A 26,093-nucleotide genomic window follows, 5' to 3' on the forward strand; every position below is an offset into this window, starting at 1 on the left:
ACTGCAAGTGATATTTAGCACATCTTCATTTTACAGTTAGAATAACCATTAGAAGAAGGATGGATCTTGCTAACAATGCATACGATTCTGCTATTTCTCCACAATTACACTTGTGTGCTGCCGTTAGTTAAGCTAAACTATCCTCAATAAAATACTATTTAGAAAAGGATGAGGACTATGGAACTCGACCGCCCCTCCAACTATGACGGATTGGCCTACAGCATGGTGATCGCCGGACATTTCCACGAGCACGACACCTATTCTACCGTACGTCCGGACGGGATGAGCGACTGGCTTATCACTTACACGCTAGGCGGTGAAGGTTATTTCGAGGCAGACGGCTGCGAGCAGCGCGTAAGAGCCGGGGATGTAACACTGTTGAAGCCGGGAGCACCCCATCGATATGGCACGCCAAAAGGAAAAATCTGGCATTTTGTTTGGGCGCATTTTACTGGCGGCTTCATGGATGCGAGTCTACTGCCACTCGATGCGCTGACCATTCGGCAGATTGAGCAGCAAGCGGTGAGGGAGCGGATCTATCAGGCTTTTCTCCGAATTCTGTCTGACTCAAGGGAACGAGGTCCTTATTGGCACGAGCTGTGCCTGAGCGCACTGCGGGAGGTCCTGATGCTGCTCGCAAAACAGCAAACCAGCGGGTTTGACCCGCGGATTGAAGAAACGCTGTATTTGCTCGCCCAGCGGATGCAGGAGACGGTTCGAGTCGAAGATCTGGCCCGCAGTGTTGGGCTCTCCGCTTCGAGACTATCGCATCTATTTAAAGAGAATACCGGCGAATCTATTGTGGAGGCACTTAACCGCATGCGAATTAAGCAGGCTGCCTTACTTCTTTCACATACGAATCGGAATGCAACTGAAGCTGCCCATGACGTGGGCTTTCAAAATTACAACCACTTTACCCGGCAGTTTCGCAAATATATAGGGCTGACTCCAAGCGAATTCAGCCAAAGCGTCCGGTCCAAAGAAAAGCTGCGCCCAAATTAGTTGATTTTACAGGGAACATAAATGCATAAATGCCTCACTTGTCGAACCTGATCGCTTTCCAACATTACTTCAATAGCTTTCAAAACCGATGATATACTGCATACATGAGACTGAATCCTCACCCCATTGAAATAGGGTGGATCTAAAAGATTAGACCTTCTTTGAATGAAGGGTAAATGTACTTTCTCCTTTCCTTACTAATCAAGAACATAAGATAATTCAATTCTTGCCGTTTAGACTCATGCGTTTTCCATGCAACATTCGCGAACGAACAGCTCTTCCACGCAAAAGAAATACAGTCTTAGACATGGCGGAAACCAGACGGTTTCCAGTCGCCATTTAGTATTCGCATCCGGCTTTAACCTGCCAAACAAGAGATATCTAAAACTAACGTCATAGATTTCCTGTTCTTCCGTGGGATTCAACACGGCAAAGGTTTAATTTAAAATCCGTTACTAGATATAAACTTTTTATTTAACGACCGAAGAAACTCTTCGGTCTTTTTGTAGTTTTCAAGAAACGAAAAATATTCGGTTATACATTTCTTTCTGTTTACTTTATTTTTTGCTTTATTTACGTTTTTAATTAGCCATGCGGAGTAACAATCTCTCTGTATTTTTGTTCCATCCGGTAGGATGTGAAATCGTTGAGACAACTTCTTCTTCTGATAATCAATTAACATATGGCAATACTGGCTAGCTTTCACCCCCCAAGTATTTACGTCCTCAATTTTTAATCCTTGATAAGATAGTTTTTTATTAATAATGGATAAAAACATGCTTGGTGCTTTGTATCCAATTCTTTTGCCGAACTTTGTTTTCTGGAGCTCCTTGTAATTCATTTTTTCGAAATATACCTGGTTTCCCATCTTGAGAATAGTATTAGCTAGTTTATTATGCATGATTTTTCGAACAGAGGCTATCTTACGGCAGTTTTCTTTTAGCTTAAACAACTGTTTCCAATAATGTTTAGAACATATCCATTTATCTCTGTTCCCCCTTTTTATAGTTCCGTTTTCATTGTACTTATTTGGGTTGGTCGCCCTCCTAGGCCTATCCATTTTTCTAAAAATTCTCCGTTTTTCTTTCTCCAACATATCTAAGCCTTCACAAAATTCCTCAATCATTACCTCTTTATCCGATACAGCAGCAATGGTTGATATACCAATATCTAATCCGACTTCACCATCACAAGTATTGTGTTTTTGTGGAGGAGTACCTTTTAATACTAACTGCAAATAATATTTGACTGTCCCCCAAATTGTCTTTCGAACCAGGCGACAATAGGCGATTTCATCGAGTAGAGCCTTCTGTATGTATTTATCTTTCATTGGGATATGAACTTTCATTTCTAAACCATTCCAATATAAAACTCCGTTTTCGTAGGTTAAACCAGCGTCGTTGTTTTTTCCCTCAACCGTATTGAATTGTCCGTACTTTTTAAAATGCACCCTTTTACCTTTTCCGAATGGCAGTATAGCATCTTGAGGCATTGTAATGGCATCTGTCCAAGTAATCACATTCTTTTCTTTTCTATAAAATGGCGGCTGTTGTCTTTTAGATAATTCCTCTAGTAAACTTTGATCGTAAAAATGATTTTCAAAATCAATTTTTAGCATGTGATATTTCCCCTTTGTATTTTTTAAATAATAACCAACCGAGAAACCGCTTACAAAATTGTTTTTTCTAACCTCCTTCCAACCTTAATACAAAAGTGATGTACTTTTAATTTAAATATTGCAAACATTATGCCAACAGAGCGCCTCTAAGAATTGATTGGTTTTATGCTATCTCTACGGTATTTATAGATTAATGGAACCATACAAACTGATAACGCAATGTATCAACTGTCGAATTGATATAGGGAAAGCCTTGATATCCAAGGAGTTAGGTTGATAAATTTTTGTATCAATCATAAAATCAAATGTATCATTATAAAGAGGAACTTTAATATAGTCGGAAAGGTTTTTTTATTACACATGATAGCTCCAATCCTGACTCCGCGCTTAGCACCGTTATGCACAAAAAAAAGCCCCTATTAATTATCATAGGTGACTAAGAGAAAATGTGTTTTCTTTGCTAACAAAGAAATGATAGAGTGCCCGATAAAGATTGGCATCATTATGAAACTTACAAGCAATAACTTTAGGGTTTGCTGTATGCAAAGGATTGGCATTTTTGATTTCATTAATAGCCCATTGAATTCTTTCGAGCAAAATTGGCTGAACACTAATTCCGCCGCCAATCGCAAAAACTTCCGGATCTAAAATATAATGTAGGTTTAATATTTGCGCTGCTAAGTTAATGCAATATTCATTGAAGATGGCATTGGCTTCTACATCGTTGTTGTTAATGTATTTAAACACTTGTTCTCCATCTGTTGAATCTTCAAGTTTCTTTATTTCGGCAATCCTGCGTACCATATCAACAGCAGAACAAATCAATCCAAAATATTCTGCTGCTCTTGTTTGTGGGTTGATTTGATTCAATATATAGCTTACTTCACCAGCAGAAAGATGGACCCCACGATGAAGTTTTCCATCAATAATGATTCCTGCTCCAACTGCACTTCCTAGTACGAGCACCACCGAATTCTTAGTACCCTTCACACTACCAAGCCATAATTCAGCTAAGGCAGCACACTTTGCATCGTTTTCGATAAACACTTCTTTACCATATTTCTTTTCAATTTTATTTTTCAGATTTACTTCATGTAAAAATGGAAATGAACCACCAAAATAAATCATACCTGTGTCTACATCAATTGTTCCTGGACAACTGATTGCAATCCCTTTTATATCTGACAAAACATGCTCCTCAATAATAGAAAAAATCACATTCTCAAAATCGGTTACATTTGTTCTTGGAGTCAGCCGTTTTCCTTTTATCACAATATTTGCTGCTGCATCCATCAATGCATATTTGGCAAAAGTTCCTCCTATATCAATTACTAAATACATTATTAATCTCCTCTCTACTGAATTCCTCCGGGGGTACTCTTTTTTTGACACAAAAAGACCTTCCATATTTCACCACGACTTTGACCTAGCCATTAGAATTGAAAAAAGCAAAACCCGCAATGACTCCTGTGAGTTTTGCTTTTATTAATGGTCAATAGAATTCCTTTACATTCTAGAAAATTTAAAAGTTACTATAGTAAGACTTAGCCCTTATAGTTAAAATCAGGAATGATTGTCCAGCGTCTTCGCAGCTCATGTGCGACATACTTAGGCTTTCGGTCACGGGTAAAGATTCCTTTTTTATTTCCCTGAACACGGATAATTCCTTGACTTGTTGAGAAATCAGCAAAGTTCCACACCTGCTCCCCAACAAATTGGTTAAATTCATCAAACACTTCGTGATTTGCCCTATAGAACTCTACTTGATATTCTTCTGTAAACATAACCGGCTCTACATCGTGCAATCCCGCAACCGTATCAGCACCATATTCGGTCATCATGAACGGTTTGTTAGGGCATCGTTTAAGCCAGCCATTAAATTCTGTACGAAGCTTTTCTTTAGCTGACACGAAATCACCGCCATCAACATACCAACCGTAGTATCTATTAAAAGTAAGGATATCCAGTAGTTCCGCAACTTGGTCTTTTTCTGGTGAAGATTCAATTTGAGTTACGAGAGTAATAGGTCGTTTTTGCGGGTCAAGTTCTTTTGCCAGTTCAACTAGCGGCTTAAAGTATTCATATGCCCCCTCTTCTTCTGATGCAGGTTCATTTGCTATATTCCACATAACGACCGACGGATGGTTTTTATCACGTTCAATTAATTCCTTGATAACCTGTTGATGATGCTCGAAGGTTTTGAGCTCCTTCCAAGTATTCCGAAGGTTACCTCCGTTGTACATGACCATCATGTTCAAGTGCAAACCGACTGCTGGCACTTCATCAATGACGACAAACCCTTCACGATCAGCAAGACGCATGATTTCTTCCGAATACGGATAATGGGCCGTACGGAACGAGTTTGCTCCAGTCCATTTCATTAGGTTGAAATCCATAACATTTGCTGCTTCATCAAATCCTCTTCCATGAATAGGCGTATCTTCATGCTTGCCAAAGCCTTTGAAATAAAAAGGCTTATTATTGATAAGGAACTTCCCTTCTTTTATCTCTACTGTCCTGACACCAAATGGCTGTTCATAAACATCAATGATTTCTCCATGCTTTTTCAGCTCTACCCGAAGTGTATACAAATAGGCATTTAATGGCTCCCACAGCTTTACGTTTGGGATTGTAATTGTCTCGGAAACTCCTTCAGCCTCTCCAACGACAACACCTAAATCGTCTACAGCCTTTACTTTTACATGTGCCGAACCAGCTACATCAATAGAATAATGAACCTTTCCATCTAATTCAGTTATAACCGTTACATCCTTAACATAAGTAGCCGGTGTTGTATAAATTTTCACTGGGCGGTGCAAACCAGCGTAGTTGAAAAAGTCAAAATTAGGCTGGTTCCGAATAACCTTTCCACCGCCGGGAATATCCTTTTCCGTTACAAAGCCAACCGGTAAGGTCGTTTCATCCACAATATTATTGACTGCAACAGTTAATCGATTTTTTCCTTTTTGTAAAAAATTATTTATTTCCGCCTCAAATGGTAAGAAACCACCTTTATGCTCAACAACGAGTTCTCCATTTACATATACCTTTGCTAAATGTGTGGCAGAACCAAATCGCAAAACCACTCGTTCAGCGGCAAGAATATTCGGAAGTGTAAGTTCTCGCTCATACCAAACCCAACCAACATGGTCACGTATACTTGAATTCACCCCAATATCATTGAAAGATGATGGAACAGCCATGCTTCTAGTATCGGATAATTTGGCATTATGCCAATTTTCTTGAAATCCAATTCCTGGATCGAGCTTAAAATTCCAAATCCCATTTAAATCAATTATGCTACGTGTTTCAGTAATGATAGGATATAACATCTCTAAATCTCCTCTTAATAGAATAATAGATTCAGTGTACTTTGATCGAATGGCAAAGAAAGTAACTTTTCTAATAAATTTATTTTATTTTTAAAGGAGATAGTTAATAGTGTAAGATAACTATCTCCTTTTTTTCATGCGGTTTTACCAGAATTCATTTCATTTCTTTTTACTTCTAAATCAATTACAAGTTGGGCTGTACGTTTTTTGTTTAATGGGTATAAGAAGGCAATAAATGCAAAAACCAACAATAGACCTATAGCTGGTACTAAAGTGCCAAGTGTATGGATTCCATTGAGTGTACTTTGAGTTTGTGACTGAAGTGCTGGATTATAGCCAACCGCTGCAACCGCTGCACCACCTATACCGCCGGCAACAGCCTGTCCTACTTTACGGGCAAAAGAGTATAGAGAATAAATGGTTCCGTCCTCACGTAAACCAGTTAAATATTCATGGTAATCAACTAAGTCCGTAATGAACGCCCAACTAACTAAGTTAAATAGGGCATAACCAAACATGCCGATTGATAAAATCGCAATATATTGTATCGCTGACAAATTTGGCAATAGGTATAAAATGAAGTAGACCATTGCTGAAAGCAAGAACCCTGCCGAAGCTACTTCTTTTTTCCCAAACTTTGATACCAAGGGTTTAACAAGCGGCATCCCAATAAATATCGTTGCTGATTGAACAAGGCTGAGCATACTTAATATTTTTGCATTTCCGAAATAATCCTTAAACAAATAAGTATTCACAGTTCCAATTAACATTAAACTAATTAAGAATATAAGGGATCCAATAAGATAAACGATTAATGGCTTATTTTTTGAAATACCTTTTAGGGTTTTTGCCAAATTAACATTTGGTTTTGCGGTTTCATTCATTACAACTCGTTCAACACTTAATTTATAACAAGCCATATAACTTGAGATTGATAGAATTCCGAAAATAATGGCTCCCATTAAAAAGTGATTAGCATCAGCTTTATTATTTACGAACATGAGCAATGGTCCGACTACTCCGACAATTAATTGTGCCAAAGTTGCTCCAAGAGATCTCCAAGTTGATAAAGTTGTACGTTCTACTGGGTCCGCTGTAATTACAGAAGCCATTGAGCCGTACGGAATATTAACTGTACTATACAATGTTCCCCAAAGGATGTAGGTTACATAGGCATATGCTGTATAAAATCCATTTGACATCCCTGGAATATGAATAAACATTAATATACCTGAAATCACAAGCGGGAATGACATTCTATAAATCCAAGGCTTGAATTTCCCGTTTTTCCCTGCTTTTTTTGTATCAATAAAGCGACCCCATGAAACGTCTGCAACTGCATCCCACAAACGAGCTAACAAGAATAATCCCCCCACGCCTGCAGGATTAAGATGAAAAACGTCAGTGTAATAGACCATTAAAAATGATGCTACGAGGCCAAAAAAGAAATCATTTCCAAAATCACCAAACAAGTACCCGATCTTATCTCTGAAACCAAATGGACGCATACAAGTCACCTCAAAAAATTTTGATTTTCGATAGATTGCGAATAGTAAATAATGGATTGCTTAATACTTACTTTTGAATTCGCTTACATTTTGTTTAATTTTACTAAAGAAATTGGAATTATTATTAGGATTCCTTTTCCATGCATAAATCCCTTTTGCCAATTATAAGTTGCATTAATTTAAATGAGTACGCTTAATTAGCATTGCTTGCGAGATAACCTCTCCACTCTTGTTTCTTAGCTCTACCTCCTTATTAAACTTTTGAAATCGATTTCTTAAAAAGATTATAGTTTTTATTTTTAATATATTATGGTATATTTTACAGATAAAAAGTAAAAATCACACATTAATTTACATTCTCTTTTTATACAAGATTGGGGGATTAAGAGTGCATATCTTTAAACAAGAGGATATCGAATATATTTGTAAATTAGCTTTTAACATGTATAAAATACCAGTTTACTTTTATAATAATCGCGGGGATTTAGTCTATGATACAGCCCCTAATTCTCTGCATAATCCCTTGTATCCTTCAAATTCTGCTATTATAGCCGAACTGTTTTCGGGAACCGGACTTCATGATTTTCCCGTACTAAAGGAAACAAAATACCTAGAGAAATTTTTTTCAATTAGTATATATTCAAATCATCAATTTAGCGGAAATATAATCGTTGGCCCTTTTATTAATTTTAGGATGACTGAGGAAACCATCAATGGTACCTTAAGAGACCTGCAAATCAGTATAAATAAAGAAGAGATGGTTCGGTATTATACTGAACTTCCCATTATAAGTAATTTTAATTTTATTAATATGAGCATGGTCATTTATTACATGGTTTATCAACAAAAATTAGAATTGGTAGATATCTTGAAAAATAATGAGGAAGTAAATAAGAAAAGAATTGAGATAGAGCCTCCGGATTTCCAAATAACCGAAGGACGCCAAACTAAAATTGTTCATACGGACATATCAATTGAAAAGAAATTCTTAAATTATATAAAGATGGGGAAAAAAGATAAATTAATAGAAACTTTCCATACTAATCAAAAACAAGGAAAAAAAGGAGTACTTTCGAAGACAAGTTATTTGCGAAGCCAAAAAAATCTAGCTATTTCAATTATCACACTCGCAACAAGAGCAGCAGTGGAAGGTGGACTTTATCAAGAAATAGCCTACAATCTAAGTGATTTGTATATACAGAAACTCGAGGAACTAACTGAAAGTAAAGCAGTCGATCAATTAACAGAAAATGCCTTATTAGAATTCGCTGAACGAGTGGAAAATAGTAAAAAACATAAATATTCCAAGCCCATAAACGTGTGCCAAAATTTTATTTTCAATCATCTTTACGATAATATAACTCTTTCAGAACTAGCTGAATTAACATCCTTGAATCCAAATTATCTATCCAATCTTTTTAAGAAGGAAGTTGGAATCTCAATTCTGCAATTTATCCAGCAAACTAAGATAGAGGAAGCAAAAAGCTTGTTAAGTTATTCTAGCTATACTTTGGCGGAGATATCTACCCTTCTGAATTTTCATGATCAAAGTTATTTTGCCAAGGTCTTTAAAAAATTTGTTGGAATTACACCGAAACAATTTATAAATGGAAATTTGAATGGTTCTTAAAAATTTGAGAGATTGTAAATAATTACACTAAAATTTTATTGGCCGCACACCTTGTAAAATCAGTAATAGTGTCTATGTGTTTTTACGGGTAGAAACATTATTTTCGCCAAGATAGTTCCTTGAAGAAGAAGCTCGCCGTTCCTATGCTAAGAAACGAAAAACAGCTTCAATACCGGAGCTGCTATTCATTTAAATTCCAGGAGACAATTATAAATTCTGCTTAAAAATTTCATCGCTTGTTCTACTAGATATCAAATGGCTTTTTTTTCAACACTTGGTTACGGACATAGACCCAGTGTACTCGGGTCTATGTCCGTAAGAATTAGTAACAACCTCCAGGTGAATATTGTTAATTCTCCCCCCGAAATTGGCCCTCGCCACTTACCACGTGTTTGGAAAATTTATAGAATTCCTTGCCAAAAAAAAGACCGCAGGTGTGGAAACACCCTACAGTCTAATGTAACGTAACCATATTTATTTTATACCCACTGAATAGACCCAAACTCACCATGGGGATGGTTTTGTAATTTAAATCTTCTATACTCATATTCTAATTTTGATAGTGGCATCTCATTAAGCTTATGATCGTCTTTGTTATATACGTTTAAAAAAATTAATTTATTGATAAGTTTTTGTCGCCTTTTTTCAACATTATTTCTCATCATAAACACTCCTTTAGTTTTACAAAAACATTCCTTGAATACAACCACATTTAATTTCGTTTATTTGATTAATTTTATTATAAACCTATAATTCCTATCAGTAAAGTATGAATTAAAATCAAATAAAGAAGACACTATCATCATGACAGTATCTTCGCGATTTCATTGACAAACGGTATGGAATCGGACAATCAAAGCTAAAAACGTGATGACAAGGGCCGGTATTATGACAACCTCTTTTTCATTTAGCATTCAGGAGTTAATTTCAAAATTTTATAATTACGATCAAGTAATGTCTCTATAAGGGTTAAAATTCTAAAATTAAAGCACACTTAGGCTTTTATTGTTTATTTTATTAAATAGATAGCACTCCGATCAAAACACCTACAATTGTCATAACCACTGCAGTCCCAAACGCATATTTGGCTGAAAAGCGAATATGGTCACCTATATCAATACCAAGAAGCCCTACTAGTACGTAAATAGAACCTTGAAGTGGGCTCAACAAGTGAAACGGCTGTCCTAATAATGAAGCTTGCCCAATTTCTATTGGTTGAATCCCAAAGTGGGCTGCAGTTTCCGCCATGATAGGAATAATTCCGAAATAAAAGGGAGCATTCGCCATAAAAAAAGTAAATGGCATACTAATTAGTGAGACAATAGCGGTTAATCGAGGTCCAAGTGCATCTGGAATTACTGCAATTAAAACATCTGCGATAGCTTTAACTATTCCAGTGCCCTCTATAATACCCGAAAAAACACCCGCTGCAAATATCATAGAGACAACAGTTAAGATGTTCCCTGCATGTGCGTGCAACCGGTCTTTTTGGTCCTGCAAGTTAGGATAATTAACAACCATAACAATCGCAAATCCAAGCATAAATAAAGTAGGTATCGGTAAGAAGCCCGCAATTAAAGCTGACATTACTAAGATAGTTAAAACTAGATTAAACCAGAATAATTTTGGCCGCTTTATTGATGAATCCATTCCTATGTCAAGAGTAGCAGCGACCTCATCGTTAATATCTACATCGATATTGGTAACTCCTAACCGCTTACGTTCCCTACGTCCGAGAAAATAGGCAACGGTCAGAACCCATAACCCACCTGCAACCATAGAAGGGATGATTGGAAAGAGCATTTCTATTATATCTACATTTACAGCTGTAGCAGCTTGAACAGCCGGTCCTCCCCAAGGTGTTAAATTCATAACCCCCATCGCCAATGCGGGAATACAGGCTAAAATCAGTTTATTCATACCTAGACGTTCATACAATGGAAGAAATGCTGTTACTACAATAAGATACGTAATTGTCCCGTCACCATCAAGAGCGACTATCAACGATAAAACTGCCGTTCCAAGTACAATTTTTAATGGATCTCCCCCTACCATTTTTAAAATTTTCAATACTAGTGGATCAAAAAAACCTGTATCTATTAACACACCAAAGTAAAGAATGGCAAAAATAATCATAATAGCAGTTGGAGCAATTTTCTCAAGCCCCCCCAACATCATTGGTCCCAAGTCTGTAAAACCGCCAATTAATGCAAAAACAACTGGAACAATAGTTAGTGCGTTAAACGCTGACAAACGCTTAGTCATGATTAAGTACATAAAGACCACGATCATTGCAAATCCCAGAAATGCTAGCATTATATAATTCCTCCATATTTCGTTGATTTTCCTATATTACTTATCATTATTTAGCACGTATAAAATAAACACAATGAAACATTAAAGACACTAAGTGACAATGCCCCCCTCTGTAAAGGCTTACAAATCTAATAATCATAATTTTTTTACGATGAAGTTAATAATATATGTCGAACATTTTTTACTATTATGAAACTATATTTTAAGGCACATCTAATAAATCTTAGCAAAAAAGTTATTGTAAATATAGAACGAATATAATTGTTACTTTCACCTTATTCTAGATACTAAATCAGTCCTATACTAATTGGCTATTTTCATTTTAATTAGATAATTAATTGTTATAACCAGAGTACCCTACTATACTTCATAACATTTTGTCCAATAATAATTAATCAGACCAGAAACCAACAAAGATTTATTTTTCGAAACTTTAAAGTTTTGGCCTGATAGAAACAATAAGACAAATATTAATAATTATTCCTTAATTTCCTATTAGCTATTGATTGCTTTGTTTTTTTCTTTACAAGCTTCAATGACGTCCAACCAACTATCCGGTTTTTGTCCCTTGAATTTTCCCCTTAAGTTAAGCTTGGCTAGGTGTTCAAGCTTTTCTTTTGCTGCTTTAGACATGGATGAATTAATATTGGAAGCATCTAACATTTGAATTGACCCTTCTAGTTCAATGGATCTTCTTAATGCATGAATAGAGGTGCCAGTTACTAACCGATTCATGGTTTGTTCAAAACCGTTGCTGTCCATGGTCTCACTCAACGAATCCAACACCAATTTTTCCACGTTAAATGCGTGTGCAGCTTCCAACAACTCCAAGTAAAGTGCCACTACACCTTTCATATGAATACTTCGGATTAGTTTCACTGCGGAAGCATCTCCAGGATTGCCACTGACTTTTTTGATGACCATTTCATATGGGGTCATCAAAGAGATAAATCGGTCTACTCCACTACCACTCGCTAAGATGGGCACTTTATGTTTATAGACCGGTAAGGGGCCCATCATCGCTGCATCTACAAAAAGTACGCCATTTTCCTCGATATTTTTCGAAATGTTTTGTTTCACCACAGGAGTAGAAGCAGATACATCAACATAGATACAGTCTTTCTTTAGGTGTGGCTTCAACTCTTCGCTTACTCTGTAAGATTTATCTGCGGGTACCGCCACAATAACTACATCAACTTGTTTCAGCACATCCTCCGGCGTAGCAAGAATTTGGACTTGAGCTTGACTGGCTCGCTCTTTTATTTGAGCGCCAAAGATTGGATGATCTAACATCACATCATGTGCGTAAATTGTTTCTAATCCTTCTTTCCTTAACCCAATTGATAATTCAAAAGCTGCTTCACCAAATCCAATTAAACCTAATCTCATCTTTACACTGCCTCCTATTTTACAATCCATAAGATTCCATTTTCTCCTTTAACCAAGGAGGCTGAATACTTCCTCCCTCAATGCCTTGCTGTCGTTTTCTTTCATATTCTTGGATTGTTTCTAAACGTTGTTCTTCATAACCTAATTTTTTCTCTGCCTTAGCAAGTGTGTCGTTAATTTTTTCTCTTGGCACGACAACGACACCATCTTCGTCACCTAATATCAAATCGCCTGGATGAACAGATACGCCTCCACAAGAAATCGGGATATTTATTTCACCTGGACCATCCTTAAGAGGGCCGTTGGGAATAAATCCTTTAGCGAAAATAGGGAAATTTAATTTACAAAGGGATTCTTTATCACGAACCAATCCATCAATGACGATGCCCTCAAGTCCCATTGCCTTAGCTGCTCCAACCATTAATTCTCCAAGATAAGCATTTGAGGTATGACCTTTACCATCTACAACTAGTACATATCCTTCTTGCCCAGAATAAATCGCTTGATGAAGAAATAGATTGTCTCCAGGCCTCAAGCTGACTGTAATGGCAGTTCCTATAACCCTCATCCCTGTTGCTACTGGCTTTATTTTGTAATCCATGGAACCAGTGCATCCTAGTGCATCCGATATAAGTGTAGTGTTAAGACGTTTTACTCTTTCAATAATTTCCATAGATAAGTGCGGCTCTAATTTAAACAATGACATACACCCCTTATTTATTTTTGATAATGTATGAATCACCACTTCATTGAAGAGTGTTAATTCCATTTGATAGATTAGGTGAAAATTTAAGTTATTTCCTTTAACTTTTCTACAAAGTACATACTGGACTTTTAACCTGATTTCACCTAGTTAAACAATTAATGTTATACCCATTCAAAAATCATCATTTAAAGTTGGAATCAAATATTTTTGAATGGTCACAGTTTTTCTATACTGTTAAGTTTGAGATTATTTTGTTGTGTGTAATAATTATTACTTAAATATATATAGTAGTAATTTTTATTACTATTTAAGTGTATCTTATCATTATTATTTATTGAAGTAAACGCTTTTTTATTAAAATGTTAGAAAACTCAGACAGAATAAATGTTATAAATATTACTTATTCAAGGAGGATTCAGAAAGTAAAAAAAATAATACTGAATTTTATGGTATGAGAACCCTAAAAAATTCAGTATTATTAACTTTATGTATTTGGGTTTAAGCAATTTTTCCTGCTCAAAAGTTAAAAGAAAAAGAAAAAGGTCACAGAAACATAGAATTCGAATGAAACTGTAAATTCGAATTTCTTATTCCCATCACCTTCGTCATTTCAATTATTCATAGTGATAATTTATTTTTGTGAGTATCGAATTAACTTCATCAAGACGAGACTTTACTTTTTCCGGATAATTTATAGCCAAAGCACTGATAAGATAGTCAGCTACAAATATTGATGATATCGCAGAATTGTGAAAAGCAATACTGCTTGAACTACATGGTAATATTAAATCAGAATACTTCACTAAAGGAGAAGAGTAACTGTCTGTTATGGAAATTACTTTCGCATTCTTTTCTTTAGCTGCATTAACAAATTCAACTGTTCTTCGTGCATATCTTGGAAAACTAGCTGCAATAACTAAATCCGAGGAAGTAAGACTGGCTACTTTATCAATCCAGTCACTTAGATCCGAAACAATTAAATCACAGTTTCCAAGCAAGCGGTTAAGGCCAAAAGTTAAATACTGTGCTACCGGCATCCCACTCCTAACACTTGTACAAATAATTCGTTCTGCAGATACAATCATTTCCAACGTTTGGTCTAAAGTCTCAACAGTGATCATTTCAAAAGTGGATTGAATATTTTGAAGTTGATGCTCTGCACAGCGCTGCCATAAATTACTTTGATTTAAATCTAATAAATTTATCTCTAGTCTAGTTTGGGGCGCTGCTTGACTTCGCAAAATCTCCTGAAGTCCTTTTTGAAATTCTGCGTATCCTGAATAACCTAGACTAAAAGTTAATCTCATTATGGTGGTGGTACTCGTACCAACAATCCCAGCTAACTGATCAACTGTCAAAAATGCTACATCTAAAGGGTTTTTAATAATATAGTCCGCAACCTTACGTTGTGTTTCCGTTAACTTTGAGGCTTTATCTTTCAACTTTAATATTGGATTCTCCATACTCTCTCTCCAATTGAACATATGTAGTAGATTTTACATCTCTATTTTTGTATAAAAGATTTATTACAACCATTAATGAGATTTTATCATCTTTGTTCTTGTATGTAAAAGCTCTCCATAAATTGAATTAAAAGTATTTCCTTTTTAAATTGCCGCTAGTAATATTCCCAAACAGTTGAATCACAACAGGACCCGACTATAATTCTTCTCCTCACCCCTTCTTAAAATACCCCGCTATAGCTGGAAAACTCTCGAATTCCTTCCTCATCTCACGAAATGAAATCGAACCATTCCCTCTACTAAACTCATAATCTAGGAAAGATTCGTGACAGTTCATTGGCTTTTGCTGAAATGTTTTAGCAAAATAAAAACAAATTCCTTCCAACAAAAGCACTGCCTAAAGCGAACTTTAAGCCGTTAAAAAAGAAGGGTGTACAGATATACATCCTTCTTAACCCTCTTCATCAAGAGATTGTAAGCCTTACTTCCATTTACCAGTTAATACCTCTGTTCGATCCGTTGCAGGTGAAGGTGTCCTTGATAAATTGGTAATTTCAGCGTACATTTCTTCTGTCATATTAAAATCAGCCGCTCTTAATGAATCTTCTAATTGGTCTAAATTACGTGCACCAATGATAGGGGCAGTAACAGCGGGATTAGCCTTGACCCAAGCAACTGCTAGAGTTGCAGGTTTAACATCATGTTCTTGTGCATACTTGGTGAACAGTTCAGCCGTGACAAAATCTTCATCGGAACCGTAACGGTCGCCATAGCGGGCATTCTGTACAATGCGGCCCTGCTTAGGACGTTTATTCACTCCATATTTTCCTGAAAGAAGTCCGGCACCAAGTGGGCTATAAGTAATGACACCAATTTGTTCGTAAGCAGCCATTGGTAAAATTTCAACCTCTGCTTGGCGTTTAACAAGGTTATACATAGGTTGGATCAATTCAAAACGAGTGAGCTGCTCTTTTGCAGAAATTCCTAATGCTTTTGTGATTTGCCATGCAGCCCAATTGCTTACTGCTGAGTAAAGAATCTTTCCTTGACGCTGTAAATCATCGAGTGTCCGTAGTGTCTCCTCCATTGGAGTTTGTTCATCAAAATCATGGACGAAATAAAAATCAATATAATCCGTCTTTAAGCGACGTAGGCTATTTTCAATACCTTGCATCATATGTTTTCTAGACAAGCCTCTCGCATTCACATCAGCACCCGTGTTCCAGAACACTTTTGACGTTAAAACAATTTCGTCTCTTTCATGTGCGATGCATTCACCTAAAATTTCCTCAGAACGCCCATAAACATCGGCAGTATCGAAGAAGTTGATACCAGCTTCCCGACACCGTTTATACATGGCTTTAGATGTTTCTTCATCAGCGTCTCCGCCGAAAGACATGGCACCAAAACATAAATTTGAAACCTGAATTCCTGTTTTTCCTACTGTACGATATTCCATAATGAACCTCCAATATTTATTCAATCTTTTGTTAAAAGGCGGTTAATCACGTTTTGTTACATACTTCAACCATAAACCGCCATCATCCAGTTTTTCGACTTCTTTCAAGAAGAAATTGACTGGATGCTGATTTGTTAGAAAAGAGCTCGTTTCAAATAGCGTCACTGAATTAGAGGCACAATCCGCAATCGGAACTAAAATCAGGCTCAATTCATCAATTAATCCTTCATTCAAAAAGGAGCCATTCAAAAAGCCCCCACCTTCTAGCATTAGTTCTTCGATTGAAAATAGTTTTTTGAGTTTTTCCACGACAACAGTAAAATTTAATCGTTCTTTTCCGGCGAAAATATAAGATATACCTATGTTTTTCAGATGAGCTAAGTAAGCATCAGATACTTGCTCTGTAAGGACTTCTATTATGTGGTCCTCTGACCTATCCTCATTCCATGGTGCAATTGAATTTTCTGTCCATCCTAGTTTTCCAGAAGGGTCTACTGCTATGACATAACTTTTTGCATCCTTATTTGCTACATAATCCGTTCTGGGGATCGTAGGAATGTTATCTTCTTTTAAATCTAATTGATGTCCGAAAGTAAAGTGTTCCTCCATGGTAATCCTGCCACACATCCATGCTTTGCATCCGTAACGTCCATGAATTTTTTCGTATTCGTCTGTAAAATACGCTGCTCGTTCTTCTTTCAAATAATCTCCAATGATTTTCCCATCCAATGAAGTTAGCATGTGGCAGATGATATATGGTCTTTCCATGTATTTTTCCCCTTTAATTGATAAAGTACTGCCCCAAAAGTGTGTAAATGGGGCAGCTAAGAGATTAACTTAACCTACTTGAACTGTTGGCCGGATAATCATTTCATTGATACCAACATCTGCTGGCTGCTCAATCGCAAAGGAAATCGCACGAGCAATGCTTTCTGCATCAATAGCAACCTTGTAAAAATCCTCCAAGCCTGCTTTCATCGTTGGGTCCAATATTAGACATAATAAATGACACCCTTTCTTCATTTCCACTATTAAAAAATCAATACTATTTGATTAATCAACAGCTGTTTATAATTATAAAAAGAAACAAGATTCTTCAATCGTTAATTTAATGCATTTTGTTGATTATGGAATAAAATTACCTTTCATTCTTGCAAGATGGCCTTCTCGTACTTCGTGGGTTTACTAAGACTAAATGAAACCGCCGCAAGAATGGCTGCAATTGCGACTGATTGAGCTCCAATCCAACTAACTGCATGAACGGATGTACTTCTCACTGCAATACCCCCAATTCCTGCGGCCGCCGCTATCCCCAACTGTATAAAGGAGCCATACAGGCTAAGCATGATTCCCGAAGCTTCCGGAGCAAGCCAAACCAAGTTATACTGCATACCTGGGCCAGACGACCATGCCGAGAAGGACCATATCATGAGCAATGGAATGGCGACAAAGGTTGAACTGGCGATAGTAGAGAGCAACACTAAAGCTATAACATGTAAAATCAAACCGCCGACAAGAGTTCTGGGATTACCAATCCGATCCGTCATAAATCCCCCAAACTTAGAGCCTATTAAGGTAGCAATGCCAAAGCAAAAGAGAGCAACACTAACTTCATGTCCGGTCATAGAAGTAACGGTTAATAGGAAAGGAGCAATATATGAATACATCACCCCATATCCTAACTGCCAAAAGAACGTGACACCAAGGCCCATTAAGATGTTCGGGTTCTTTAAATAAGAGAGTTGCTTGCCCAGAGGGACGGCCACCCCGTTATTTGCGGCAGGAATCGTTCGGATGATAATGAAGATTGCTAGTAAACTAAGAACACCGATACCCACAAAAATTAGCTTCCAATTGTAGAGGAGCGCTACAACCCGGCCAATTGGCACGCCGATGATGATGGCAGCACTAAACCCAAGAATAACTGTGCCAATAGCCCCTGCTTGTTTTTCGGGTGGTGCTAATTTTGCTGCGGCAGTTTTAGCAGCAATGGCAAAAACTCCACTTCCTAGAGCAAGTATAATGCGAGAGACGATAAGAAAACCGAAACCAGGAAGAGTGATTGTCATCACACTGCCGAACACCATTAAAGCAAGAGAAAGCATCATTAACTTACGCTGATTCATTTTTGTCGTCGCCATCACAACCAATGGAGAACCAACCGCATTCGCCACCGCAAATACAGTGATCAGTTGTCCTGCCATCGATACAGAAACATGATTCGAGGCAGCGACTTTATCCAAAATACCTGCAATAACGTACTCAGATGTACTCACCATAAAGGTAATAACGGCCAACAGGTAAATTTTCCAAGTGTTGTTCATAATTTTTTCCTAATCACTCCTCCCAGCGTTGTTGTGTAGTACATCTACACGACCGTATTTTTCCATTGCCAAATCAACAACGGCTTGAACATCATCCTCATTTACACAACTTTATACATGCTGTAAAAATTAATATTGATTGATTAATCAACATCTGTTTATAATTATAAAAAGATTACGAGTACGTTCAATGGTTAATTTAACGCAATTCGTTGATTACTCAACAAATCAATTAATATTGTTGATTATCTTTGGGAAAGTTTGGTGATTTCTATTGTCAAAAGTTGATAGAAGAATAACGAAAAGCCAAGAAGCAATTAAAAAAGCTGTTACTGAACTGATGTCTGAAAAAGGTTTTGATGAGATTACCATTCAGGATATTGCTGATAGAGCAGATGTGAATCGTGGAACGATCTACCTTCATTACACGGATAAATATGATCTACTGGATAAGATGATAGAAGAACATATAAACAATCTCCGAGAACTTTGCCAATCAGCATCAGAAATGACATTTCAAGAAGGAAATTATGTCTGGTTCGAATACTTTGAGCGTAATTACTTATTCTTTTCGACGATGTTAGCGAGTAAAGGTGCTCCTTATTTTCGTAGTCGGTTTCTTGATTTAGTCGTAGAAGAGTATAAACCTGAAGTGGATACATCCGAAGGAAAAAATCAAGGATTAAGTGAAGATGTTATTCTTCAATTTTTTGGCTCGGCGATTGTTGGGGCAGTGGAATGGTGGTTCAAGAATGGAATGCCTTTGCCATCTCGTGTCATGGCTGAACAGACAGGGGCATTGTTAGATAGGAACTTAGATTAGTTCATTATGATTGTAAAGTAATCATTTATCACAAAGAGCTAACGCATCGAATTCAATAATTCGATGCGTTTAGTTTTATCATTTATTTTTATTTAGTTACATTTTCATATTCTTCATCTGAAACAGGTTCTAACCATTCCGGCCTTCCTGCAGTAATTGCAATGTGTTCAAACCAACTATCTTTTGCGGCACCATGCCAGTGCTTCACGCCATCGTGAGTGACAATAACATCGCCAGCTTTTAAAAATTGAGCAGGTTTTCCTTCTTCCTGGTACCAACCTTCTCCACCAGTTACTAATAAAATTTGAAATCCATCACGATGGATATGCCAGTTATTTCGGCATCCTGGTTCAAAAGTCACATTTCCAACACCAACATTCACTTTGGGATCAGCAACTAATGATTTAAGATAACTTTGTCCCACAAAAAATTGTGCAAATGCTTCATTTTTTTCTCCCACTGGGAAAATAACGCCATTTTTTACTTCTTCATGTTTTGCCATGTTAATTCCTCCAATAAACTTTATTTTTATTATTATCCAACTTGAACAGTTGGACGAATGATCATTCCATTAATGGCGACATCTAATGGTTGCTCAGGTGGCAAAGAATGGCAAGTGCAATGTTTTCCGCATTCATCGCCACTTGGTAAAATTCATCCAATTCTGCTTTCATCGCTGGATCCATAACACCCTATCTTATTTTCAGGAATCATTTCATTAACGCAAGCTAATGCGTTCAGTGTTCTCGGAAAGCCCATATATGGGAGACAGTGAGTGATGGCGGTGATTAATGTTTCCTTGTCATTTCCCACATTTTTATTACCAATCACATGTGACTTTACTTGGCTTTCACAACCGCCTAACGTACTGATAATACAGAGTGTCAACAACTCCCGTGTTTTCAAATCAAGTCCCTCGCGGGTGTAGAAATCTCCAAAGCAAAAAGCGGAAAGGTATTCCTGCATATGCTTTTGATTTGCCAGAGCACTCTCCTGCATTTTTTTAATGACATCTCCAAAAATCTCTACTTGAGTTGCAAGCCCCTTTTCAAAACGGTTATCTTCTACAGTCTGTTTTTGACTTTCAATTGGTAATCCAATGTTCTTGGATTTGAAAACCTCATTGACTTCATTGATGGCGTTTAATGTTTTGGGAAATCCAATGTAAGGAGCACACTGATAAACAGCCTCTTTGATTTCTACAGGTGTTAACCCAACGTTCAGAGCGGCACCAACATGGGCTTTGAGCTGAGGTAATGTCTGGTTGGCAGCAAGCACTACCAAAGTGATTAGCTCACGTTGCTTATCATCCAGATTACCTTGGTAGAAAACTTCTCCAAAAATAAAGCGGCTAAGAATGTCCTGAAAATCAGGATCGGTAGCGTACGCGGCTGGTACTCCATTACCAAATAATTGTTTGTATTTTTCCTTGCTCTTTTCAACTCTGTCCATAAATAAGCCTCCTGTATAAAGTTAATTTACTTTTATTATTCCAAAGGTTAGTTAAAAATGGTGCTTTTAATAATTAATATTGATCGATTAATCAACATCTGTTTATAATTATAAAAAAGCCCTTCATACTTTCAATGGTTAAATTAACGCAAATCGTTGATTACTCAACAAATTAATTAAAATTGTTGAGTATCTTTAGGAATAGTTGGTGAATTAGTGTGTCTAAAGTGGATAGAAGAATACCCAAAAGCAAAGAAGCCATCAAAAATGCTCTTATAGAACTGATGACAGAAAAAAGTTTCGATGAAATTACCATTTAGGATATTTCCGACAAGGCAAATGTTAATCGAGGAACCATCTATCTACACTATACAGATAAATATGACCTGCTGGATAAGCTGATGGAAGAACATATAAACAAACTTAAGGAAACGAGTGAATCGGCATGTGAAAGGGAATGGATAGATGCCACTCTAATCTTTTTTGAATACTTTGAGCGTAATTATTTATTCTTTTCGACCATGTTAGCGAGTAAAGGGGCTCCTTCTTTTCGAAGTAAGTTTCTTGAGTTTCTAATCGAAGAATTCAAGGATGAAGTGGACAAAGGGAAAAATCAAGGTCTATGTGAAGATACTATTGTTAAATTTGCTGCAAATGCATATGTAGCGGTTTTGGAATCATGGTTAAAGGAAGGAATGCCATCTCCACCTCAGTCAATAGCAAAAGAATTGGGGATTTTGTTAGAGAGGATTGTATAGTTAATTCTAATTGCCAATTCTAAGCAACATTTTCCTGGATGCTAAGTGTCCACTTTTTTCTGGATAAGCATTCTCCTCTTTTTTTAATTCGGACTGCAATATCATTTATGACGTCAACTTCAACCCAATGATGGCTGACAAGATCGTACCGATACACAATAATCGTTTCCAATCCTTAGGTTCCCCATAATAAAATATTCCTACTAAAGTGCCTCCGATCGTCCCAATCCCTGTCCAAACGGCATAAGAAAGGCCGCTGGGAAGGGTTTGCATGGCCAATGTAAGAAAGCTAAAGCTGAAGATAAATCCACCGAACAAGACAGCATATGCTTGGAAGCTCTTGTATTTTAGTACCCTGTTCATTCCGATTACCCCGAACACTTCAAATCCTCCAGCTAAAATAAGATAGACCCATGCCATTTATACTCCCCCTTCCTTCTCCGCTGATTCTGTAGTTACAAGTTTTAAACCCGCTATACCCACTATAAGCAATACAATAAAAAATACTTTTGACCAGTTAAAAGCCTCATTGAAAAAAATCATCTCTACCACAACGGTTCCCGCTGTACCAATTCCTGTAAAAACGGCATAAACCGTGGCCACTGATAATGTCTTTGTAGCCTTCAGCAAGAAGATGAACGATAGGTAGATAAGCAGCGCAACACCTAACCAAGAAATCCAGTTGTTTGAATACTTTAACCCAATTGCCCACAAAACTTCGATTAATCCAGCGATAATAACAAGTATCCAGTTACGATTCATTCCCTTTTCCTCCATATCACTCCCGTAACCCCATTGATAATCCCCGCCAATAAAGATACCAGGATGACTCTATTCTTTTATTTAATCGATCCGAACCTCCATATAACATTTCAACAAAGATTCCATCTAACACGCCCATGTAAGCAGCCGTAGCTCTCCTCCCTCCAGCCTCTGAACTAATTTCCCCTTCCTGCATTGCTTTTTCAATGATCGGAAATAGGATTTCCTCTATACGGTCTAGCGTCTCATAAACAAGTGTCATGACCTCTTCATATAGATGATTGGGTGGAAAAAAGGAGATTCGCAGCCAGAACTTTGTGGCTTCGTCCCTCTCATACCGCTCTTTATACCTTAAAATAAATGCATATAATAATTCTTCTAGTTTGCAAGCTTGATTGCTTTCAATATAATCAAGAATAAACCTGATTTGATCTGAGAACACACCACTGCATACCTGAAGAAAGAGGTCATCTTTTCCTTTAAAATGAGTATAGATTGATTGTTTCTTGATCCCTACATCCTCGGCAATGAGTGCCATGGATGTTCCCTCATATCCGTGTTTGGCAAAATAATTAAGTGCAACTTCTTTAATTTGATTTGAAGTCATATTCTCACCCTTCCGACCGTTCGTCAGTTAAATTTATCAAATCATACATTTTTTGTCAATGGAAAGTTGGTGCTGTCCAAATAAATCCCGATAATTTTACCAGGATAACGCGGAACATCCTTCGCACTTTCCACAAGTGGAATCCCCTGTCCGTTCCCTCCTTCATGAAGAAGAAAGGGTCCCCAAAATGGTTGCTTTTTATGTTTTTTCCACAAAAATAGAACAACTTATTTGTACCTAGGACCTCTTTTTTCATAGGATGGCTCATCCCCTATTTTTAAGGGACATAAAAAAGAGGATGCCCTAAAAGTTATACTTTTAGGACACCCTCCCTATTTCTAATTATATTTGTTAACATTTATAATTTTAATGGCTGCCCCTCAAATGCTTTAACCTCTAATGGTGCAGCCAAGAAATCTTTCGCTTTAGCTACGAACTTGGTGAAGTGATCGCTTGAATTATGACTGGCAACAGCTTGCATATCCTGCCAAACTTCCACCATCATAAATACATGTTCATTTTCTATATCTTTTTGAAGGCGATAAGAAATATTTCCGTTCTCTTCTCTTGAAGCGGCAATAAGCGGCTGGATTTCCTCTAGAAACAGGTTCTCCTTCGCTGGGTTTATTTGGAATGTAGCATGAATGATAATCATTAAACCTGTATCCTCTCTTGTTTATTTATCATTACTTCCATTGTGCGACTTGGTCAATTGGGAGACGTACAGATGGGTGCCCGTTATCAGCTGCTTTACCAATAGAGATCAACATAACCGGAATATAACGGTCCTTATCCAATCCAAAAGCCTCAGCAATTTGGTCTTTTTCATATCCTCCAATTGGATTTGTATCATATCCATAAGCGCGGGCAGCAAGCATTAACTGCATTGAAACAAGACCGCCATCTACCAAAACAACCTCTTTCATCTCTTCGCGTGAAATGGTTTCAAAGTAGCTAGAAAAGGATGCCTGAATTCGCTCTTTTACCTCTAAAGGCATAAATCCCTTATCTACAGCTGTGCCGTAGATTTCTTCGAATTTCTCAAAATTATTCAAATCACCAAAAACCGCAATAACAGCTGATGATGTTTCAACCTGGGTCTGATTGAACCGAGCTAGAGGGGCAAGTTTTGCTTTTGCCTCAGGGCTTTCGATCACAAGAAAACGCCATGGCTGCATATTTACGGAAGAAGGAGCACGTGTTGCGAAGGTAAGAATTTCTGCCATTTCTTCGCGGCTAATTTTTACGGATGGATCGTAATTTTTTATGGAACGGCGTTCTGTTACAATTTTAATAAAATCATTCGTTACTTGTGCTGTTGTCATGGTGGTCATTCTTATATTCTCCTCTTTTCCCATTTTGCATTTATTCTAATGTTAGAAAAAAAACATTATGCATTTTAGACAAAATTGATATAAAGTGTCTAAAATGTTACCTACGTATAAACATACTCCACTTTCTGTTAGTTGTAAACTAGGAAGAATTGGAATATCAAAATCTTCATTCACTCTATTGGATTATGATATAATTTCGGGATAAAGGAAGTGGTACTTTGAGAAAAATCGCACCTGATGAAAGACAGATGATGAGAAAAATCCATGTAAAAAAATTGATCCACCTTGTTCGTACTCAAGGATTCCTTTCCCTTACCATTCAAGATATCGCCCACACGATGAATTTGAGCCGGGCTACCTTATATAACTATTTTTCTTCCAAGGAAGACATCATCATGGAGCTGACGAATCTCTGTATTGATTATATAAATGAAGCGGGTCAAACCATTACCAACGAAGAGTTATCGTATCCACTTCGTCTTCAAAAAGTGTTTGAACAGGCTGTTTTTTCAGCTGTATATGCTTCAGATATTTATTTGCATGACCTAAAAAAAAGCTGCCTACATCTTTATGAAAAAAAGATGCAATCAAGAAAAGAACAATTGTCCATTATTCATACTTTTTATCAAAATGGCATGAAATCAGAGGTGTTTAACGAATTGAATGCCTCAATCCTCATTATTCAGGATGAAACGGTACTAGGTAAATTAGTGAATACCTCCTTCTTAATGGAAGAGGATTTGTCCTTGAAACAAGCGCTATTCGATTACTATGTGGCGAAGAAAACCCAGGTCTTTACGCCTGCATACCTGCAAAACACGGAAGATGAGGATGTCCATGCCATGGTGGAGTCCATCCTGAATAAACTAGCATCCATCTAACTACTGTAAAAAATAAGCCCTTGTAAACCAAGGGCTTATTAATTAACAGTTAATTGAATTGCTTTCCGGCTTCACCCAGGATGATTTCCTTAATAGCTTTTAATCATTTTTAAAACCAAACCAAAAATTGGTCCAGATGTTTACTATCCTTGGTTTCATCTTTTCAACACCATAATAAGATAATTCAATAAAAATCCCGTCAAGTAAACAATAATATGACACGATAAAATCATCAATGTTTCCCTTACGGATTTCTCCGTTTTCCATGCCTTTATTGATAATTGTTCTTAAAATAGCAGACATCGCATCTTCTGCGGCCATAAACTGTTCATGCAATTGTTCCTTTAAGTTCTCTGGGGAAAAGAAAACTGATCTTTTTAGAAAAGTAGATTGCTCCTCAAAATCAATATAATATTGAAACGTTAAATCTAGTATTTGAGAAAGCTGCACTTTTGCATTTAAGCCCTTTATATCTTCTATTAATTTTTCTACTTGTTGTACATGTAGCCATAAAATATTCTCATAAATGGTAAGGAAGATTTCATCTTTACTTTTAAAATGGTTATAAATAGAAGGTTTTTTTATTCCAACTGCCTTTGCAATTTCAGTCAAACTGGTTCCTTCATATCCATTTTTGGAAAAAAGCGTTAGGGCTGCCGCAATAATCTTATCTCTGGTCATATTTGTCCTCCGGAACTAACTCTAGTTGTCTAAATTATAAACTGGAAA

25 protein-coding genes and 1 pseudogene are annotated in these 26,093 nt (G+C 37.0%); 5 read left to right on the forward strand and 21 right to left on the reverse strand.

The window, feature by feature from the left end:
* Positions 1-177 precede the first annotated feature (177 nt).
* A complete protein-coding gene (locus AAHB15_RS22555) occupies positions 178-1,002 on the forward strand; it encodes a helix-turn-helix domain-containing protein (protein WP_342043385.1) in 825 nt (274 codons plus the stop codon).
* Positions 1,003-1,444: 442 nt separating this feature from the next.
* On the opposite strand, the gene AAHB15_RS22560 is transcribed toward AAHB15_RS22555, so the two are convergent.
* The 4 genes from AAHB15_RS22560 to AAHB15_RS22575 all read right to left on the reverse strand — a co-directional run bounded on the left by AAHB15_RS22560 (position 1,445) and on the right by AAHB15_RS22575 (position 7,460).
* Positions 1,445-2,620, reverse strand: coding sequence for a transposase (locus AAHB15_RS22560; RefSeq protein ID WP_342043386.1), 1,176 nt, complete (start codon positions 2,618-2,620; stop codon positions 1,445-1,447).
* A gap of 426 nt (positions 2,621-3,046) precedes the next feature.
* Complete coding sequence (locus tag AAHB15_RS22565; RefSeq protein WP_342043387.1) at positions 3,047-3,961, reverse strand: ROK family protein; 915 nt, start codon at positions 3,959-3,961, stop codon at positions 3,047-3,049.
* 203 nt (positions 3,962-4,164) lie between these two features.
* Positions 4,165-5,952 carry a beta-glucuronidase gene (gene uidA / locus AAHB15_RS22570; RefSeq protein WP_342043388.1) on the reverse strand — a complete coding sequence of 596 codons (1,788 nt, stop codon included), beginning with the start codon at positions 5,950-5,952 and terminating at the stop codon, positions 4,165-4,167.
* Positions 5,953-6,086: 134 nt separating this feature from the next.
* Complete coding sequence (locus AAHB15_RS22575) at positions 6,087-7,460, reverse strand: MFS transporter (protein WP_335575858.1); 1,374 nt, start codon at positions 7,458-7,460, stop codon at positions 6,087-6,089.
* Between the two features lie 388 nt (positions 7,461-7,848).
* Here AAHB15_RS22575 and AAHB15_RS22580 point away from each other — a divergent pair, with 388 nt between their 5' ends.
* Positions 7,849-9,090 carry a helix-turn-helix domain-containing protein gene (locus AAHB15_RS22580; protein WP_335575857.1) on the forward strand — a complete coding sequence of 414 codons (1,242 nt, stop codon included), beginning with the start codon at positions 7,849-7,851 and terminating at the stop codon, positions 9,088-9,090.
* Between the two features lie 479 nt (positions 9,091-9,569).
* On the opposite strand, the gene AAHB15_RS22585 is transcribed toward AAHB15_RS22580, so the two are convergent.
* The 9 genes from AAHB15_RS22585 to AAHB15_RS22625 all read right to left on the reverse strand — a co-directional run bounded on the left by AAHB15_RS22585 (position 9,570) and on the right by AAHB15_RS22625 (position 18,747).
* On the reverse strand, positions 9,570-9,755 hold the full coding sequence (locus AAHB15_RS22585) for a Fur-regulated basic protein FbpA (protein WP_342043389.1): 186 nt from the start codon (positions 9,753-9,755) through the stop codon (positions 9,570-9,572).
* Between the two features lie 352 nt (positions 9,756-10,107).
* Positions 10,108-11,406, reverse strand: a complete 1,299-nt coding sequence (locus AAHB15_RS22590) for a CitMHS family transporter (RefSeq protein WP_335575855.1) — start codon at positions 11,404-11,406, stop codon at positions 10,108-10,110.
* A gap of 495 nt (positions 11,407-11,901) precedes the next feature.
* Positions 11,902-12,825 carry an NAD(P)-dependent oxidoreductase gene (locus AAHB15_RS22595; RefSeq protein ID WP_335575854.1) on the reverse strand — a complete coding sequence of 308 codons (924 nt, stop codon included), beginning with the start codon at positions 12,823-12,825 and terminating at the stop codon, positions 11,902-11,904.
* On the reverse strand, positions 12,815-13,468 hold the full coding sequence (locus tag AAHB15_RS22600; protein ID WP_420491237.1) for an RraA family protein: 654 nt from the start codon (positions 13,466-13,468) through the stop codon (positions 12,815-12,817). Before AAHB15_RS22600 ends, AAHB15_RS22595 begins: the two co-directional genes overlap by 11 nt.
* 647 nt (positions 13,469-14,115) lie before the next feature.
* Entirely contained in the window at positions 14,116-14,964 is an 849-nt protein-coding gene (locus AAHB15_RS22605; protein WP_335575762.1) for a MurR/RpiR family transcriptional regulator, read from the reverse strand.
* A 481-nt stretch (positions 14,965-15,445) separates the two neighbouring features.
* Entirely contained in the window at positions 15,446-16,423 is a 978-nt protein-coding gene (locus AAHB15_RS22610) for an aldo/keto reductase (RefSeq protein ID WP_335575761.1), read from the reverse strand.
* A 42-nt stretch (positions 16,424-16,465) separates the two neighbouring features.
* Positions 16,466-17,191 (reverse strand): RibD family protein, encoded by a 726-nt coding sequence (locus AAHB15_RS22615; protein ID WP_342043390.1) that lies wholly within the window; start codon positions 17,189-17,191, stop codon positions 16,466-16,468.
* 69 nt (positions 17,192-17,260) lie between these two features.
* The gene (locus tag AAHB15_RS22620; protein WP_446715893.1) at positions 17,261-17,401 is read right to left on the reverse strand and encodes a hypothetical protein; all 141 of its coding nucleotides are present in this window, start codon (positions 17,399-17,401) and stop codon (positions 17,261-17,263) included.
* Between the two features lie 167 nt (positions 17,402-17,568).
* Complete coding sequence (locus AAHB15_RS22625; RefSeq protein WP_342043391.1) at positions 17,569-18,747, reverse strand: MFS transporter; 1,179 nt, start codon at positions 18,745-18,747, stop codon at positions 17,569-17,571.
* 274 nt (positions 18,748-19,021) lie between these two features.
* Between AAHB15_RS22625 and AAHB15_RS22630 the strand changes: the two genes are divergently transcribed.
* Positions 19,022-19,570 (forward strand): TetR/AcrR family transcriptional regulator, encoded by a 549-nt coding sequence (locus AAHB15_RS22630; protein WP_335575758.1) that lies wholly within the window; start codon positions 19,022-19,024, stop codon positions 19,568-19,570.
* A gap of 88 nt (positions 19,571-19,658) precedes the next feature.
* Here AAHB15_RS22630 and AAHB15_RS22635 read toward each other — a convergent pair whose 3' ends face one another.
* Positions 19,659-20,072: a cupin domain-containing protein gene (locus tag AAHB15_RS22635; RefSeq protein ID WP_335575757.1), complete on the reverse strand. Its 414-nt coding sequence runs from the start codon at positions 20,070-20,072 to the stop codon at positions 19,659-19,661.
* Between the two features lie 152 nt (positions 20,073-20,224).
* Positions 20,225-21,022 (reverse strand): carboxymuconolactone decarboxylase family protein, encoded by a 798-nt coding sequence (locus AAHB15_RS22640; RefSeq protein ID WP_342043392.1) that lies wholly within the window; start codon positions 21,020-21,022, stop codon positions 20,225-20,227.
* A gap of 218 nt (positions 21,023-21,240) precedes the next feature.
* Here AAHB15_RS22640 and AAHB15_RS22645 point away from each other — a divergent pair.
* A pseudogene (locus AAHB15_RS22645) lies at positions 21,241-21,780 on the forward strand (TetR/AcrR family transcriptional regulator).
* A gap of 105 nt (positions 21,781-21,885) precedes the next feature.
* Here AAHB15_RS22645 and AAHB15_RS22650 read toward each other — a convergent pair.
* The 5 genes from AAHB15_RS22650 to AAHB15_RS22670 form a co-directional block, all read right to left on the reverse strand.
* Complete coding sequence (locus tag AAHB15_RS22650) at positions 21,886-22,200, reverse strand: DMT family transporter (RefSeq protein WP_335575873.1); 315 nt, start codon at positions 22,198-22,200, stop codon at positions 21,886-21,888.
* The gene (locus tag AAHB15_RS22655; protein ID WP_342043393.1) at positions 22,201-22,542 is read right to left on the reverse strand and encodes a DMT family transporter; all 342 of its coding nucleotides are present in this window, start codon (positions 22,540-22,542) and stop codon (positions 22,201-22,203) included.
* Between the two features lie 16 nt (positions 22,543-22,558).
* Positions 22,559-23,149, reverse strand: coding sequence for a TetR/AcrR family transcriptional regulator (locus AAHB15_RS22660; RefSeq protein WP_342043394.1), 591 nt, complete (start codon positions 23,147-23,149; stop codon positions 22,559-22,561).
* Between the two features lie 358 nt (positions 23,150-23,507).
* Positions 23,508-23,804 carry a putative quinol monooxygenase gene (locus tag AAHB15_RS22665; RefSeq protein WP_144567582.1) on the reverse strand — a complete coding sequence of 99 codons (297 nt, stop codon included), beginning with the start codon at positions 23,802-23,804 and terminating at the stop codon, positions 23,508-23,510.
* 31 nt (positions 23,805-23,835) lie between these two features.
* A complete protein-coding gene (locus AAHB15_RS22670) occupies positions 23,836-24,474 on the reverse strand; it encodes a nitroreductase family protein (RefSeq protein WP_335575019.1) in 639 nt (212 codons plus the stop codon).
* 227 nt (positions 24,475-24,701) lie between these two features.
* Here AAHB15_RS22670 and AAHB15_RS22675 point away from each other — a divergent pair, with 227 nt between their 5' ends.
* Complete coding sequence (locus tag AAHB15_RS22675) at positions 24,702-25,364, forward strand: TetR/AcrR family transcriptional regulator (RefSeq protein ID WP_335575006.1); 663 nt, start codon at positions 24,702-24,704, stop codon at positions 25,362-25,364.
* Positions 25,365-25,463: 99 nt separating this feature from the next.
* Here AAHB15_RS22675 and AAHB15_RS22680 read toward each other — a convergent pair whose 3' ends face one another.
* Positions 25,464-26,045, reverse strand: a complete 582-nt coding sequence (locus tag AAHB15_RS22680) for a TetR/AcrR family transcriptional regulator (protein ID WP_342043395.1) — start codon at positions 26,043-26,045, stop codon at positions 25,464-25,466.
* Positions 26,046-26,093: the final 48 nt, after the last annotated feature.

Origin of the sequence: Bacillus sp. OTU2372, assembly GCF_038440275.1 — a bacterium.
In the GTDB taxonomy this organism is placed as follows: domain Bacteria; phylum Bacillota; class Bacilli; order Bacillales; family Cytobacillaceae; genus Neobacillus; species Neobacillus bataviensis_B.

Excerpts from the sequence above, each read along its gene's own strand:
- AAHB15_RS22555 (WP_342043385.1), top strand. The coding sequence starts at position 178 with ATGGAACTCGACCGCCCCTCCAACTATGACGGATTGGCCTACAGCATG.
- AAHB15_RS22560 (WP_342043386.1), bottom strand. The coding sequence starts at position 2,620 with ATGCTAAAAATTGATTTTGAAAATCATTTTTACGATCAAAGTTTACTA.
- AAHB15_RS22565 (WP_342043387.1), bottom strand. The coding sequence starts at position 3,961 with ATGTATTTAGTAATTGATATAGGAGGAACTTTTGCCAAATATGCATTG.
- uidA (WP_342043388.1), bottom strand. The coding sequence starts at position 5,952 with ATGTTATATCCTATCATTACTGAAACACGTAGCATAATTGATTTAAAT.
- AAHB15_RS22575 (WP_335575858.1), bottom strand. The coding sequence starts at position 7,460 with ATGCGTCCATTTGGTTTCAGAGATAAGATCGGGTACTTGTTTGGTGAT.
- AAHB15_RS22585 (WP_342043389.1), bottom strand. The coding sequence starts at position 9,755 with ATGATGAGAAATAATGTTGAAAAAAGGCGACAAAAACTTATCAATAAA.
- AAHB15_RS22590 (WP_335575855.1), bottom strand. The coding sequence starts at position 11,406 with ATGCTAGCATTTCTGGGATTTGCAATGATCGTGGTCTTTATGTACTTA.
- AAHB15_RS22595 (WP_335575854.1), bottom strand. The coding sequence starts at position 12,825 with ATGGATTGTAAAATAGGAGGCAGTGTAAAGATGAGATTAGGTTTAATT.
- AAHB15_RS22600 (WP_420491237.1), bottom strand. The coding sequence starts at position 13,468 with ATGGAAATTATTGAAAGAGTAAAACGTCTTAACACTACACTTATATCG.
- AAHB15_RS22605 (WP_335575762.1), bottom strand. The coding sequence starts at position 14,964 with ATGGAGAATCCAATATTAAAGTTGAAAGATAAAGCCTCAAAGTTAACG.
- AAHB15_RS22610 (WP_335575761.1), bottom strand. The coding sequence starts at position 16,423 with ATGGAATATCGTACAGTAGGAAAAACAGGAATTCAGGTTTCAAATTTA.
- AAHB15_RS22615 (WP_342043390.1), bottom strand. The coding sequence starts at position 17,191 with ATGGAAAGACCATATATCATCTGCCACATGCTAACTTCATTGGATGGG.
- AAHB15_RS22620 (WP_446715893.1), bottom strand. The coding sequence starts at position 17,401 with ATGAAAGCAGGCTTGGAGGATTTTTACAAGGTTGCTATTGATGCAGAA.
- AAHB15_RS22625 (WP_342043391.1), bottom strand. The coding sequence starts at position 18,747 with ATGAACAACACTTGGAAAATTTACCTGTTGGCCGTTATTACCTTTATG.
- AAHB15_RS22635 (WP_335575757.1), bottom strand. The coding sequence starts at position 20,072 with ATGGCAAAACATGAAGAAGTAAAAAATGGCGTTATTTTCCCAGTGGGA.
- AAHB15_RS22640 (WP_342043392.1), bottom strand. The coding sequence starts at position 21,022 with ATGGACAGAGTTGAAAAGAGCAAGGAAAAATACAAACAATTATTTGGT.
- AAHB15_RS22650 (WP_335575873.1), bottom strand. The coding sequence starts at position 22,200 with ATGGCATGGGTCTATCTTATTTTAGCTGGAGGATTTGAAGTGTTCGGG.
- AAHB15_RS22655 (WP_342043393.1), bottom strand. The coding sequence starts at position 22,542 with ATGAATCGTAACTGGATACTTGTTATTATCGCTGGATTAATCGAAGTT.
- AAHB15_RS22660 (WP_342043394.1), bottom strand. The coding sequence starts at position 23,149 with ATGACTTCAAATCAAATTAAAGAAGTTGCACTTAATTATTTTGCCAAA.
- AAHB15_RS22665 (WP_144567582.1), bottom strand. The coding sequence starts at position 23,804 with ATGATTATCATTCATGCTACATTCCAAATAAACCCAGCGAAGGAGAAC.
- AAHB15_RS22670 (WP_335575019.1), bottom strand. The coding sequence starts at position 24,474 with ATGACAACAGCACAAGTAACGAATGATTTTATTAAAATTGTAACAGAA.
- AAHB15_RS22680 (WP_342043395.1), bottom strand. The coding sequence starts at position 26,045 with ATGACCAGAGATAAGATTATTGCGGCAGCCCTAACGCTTTTTTCCAAA.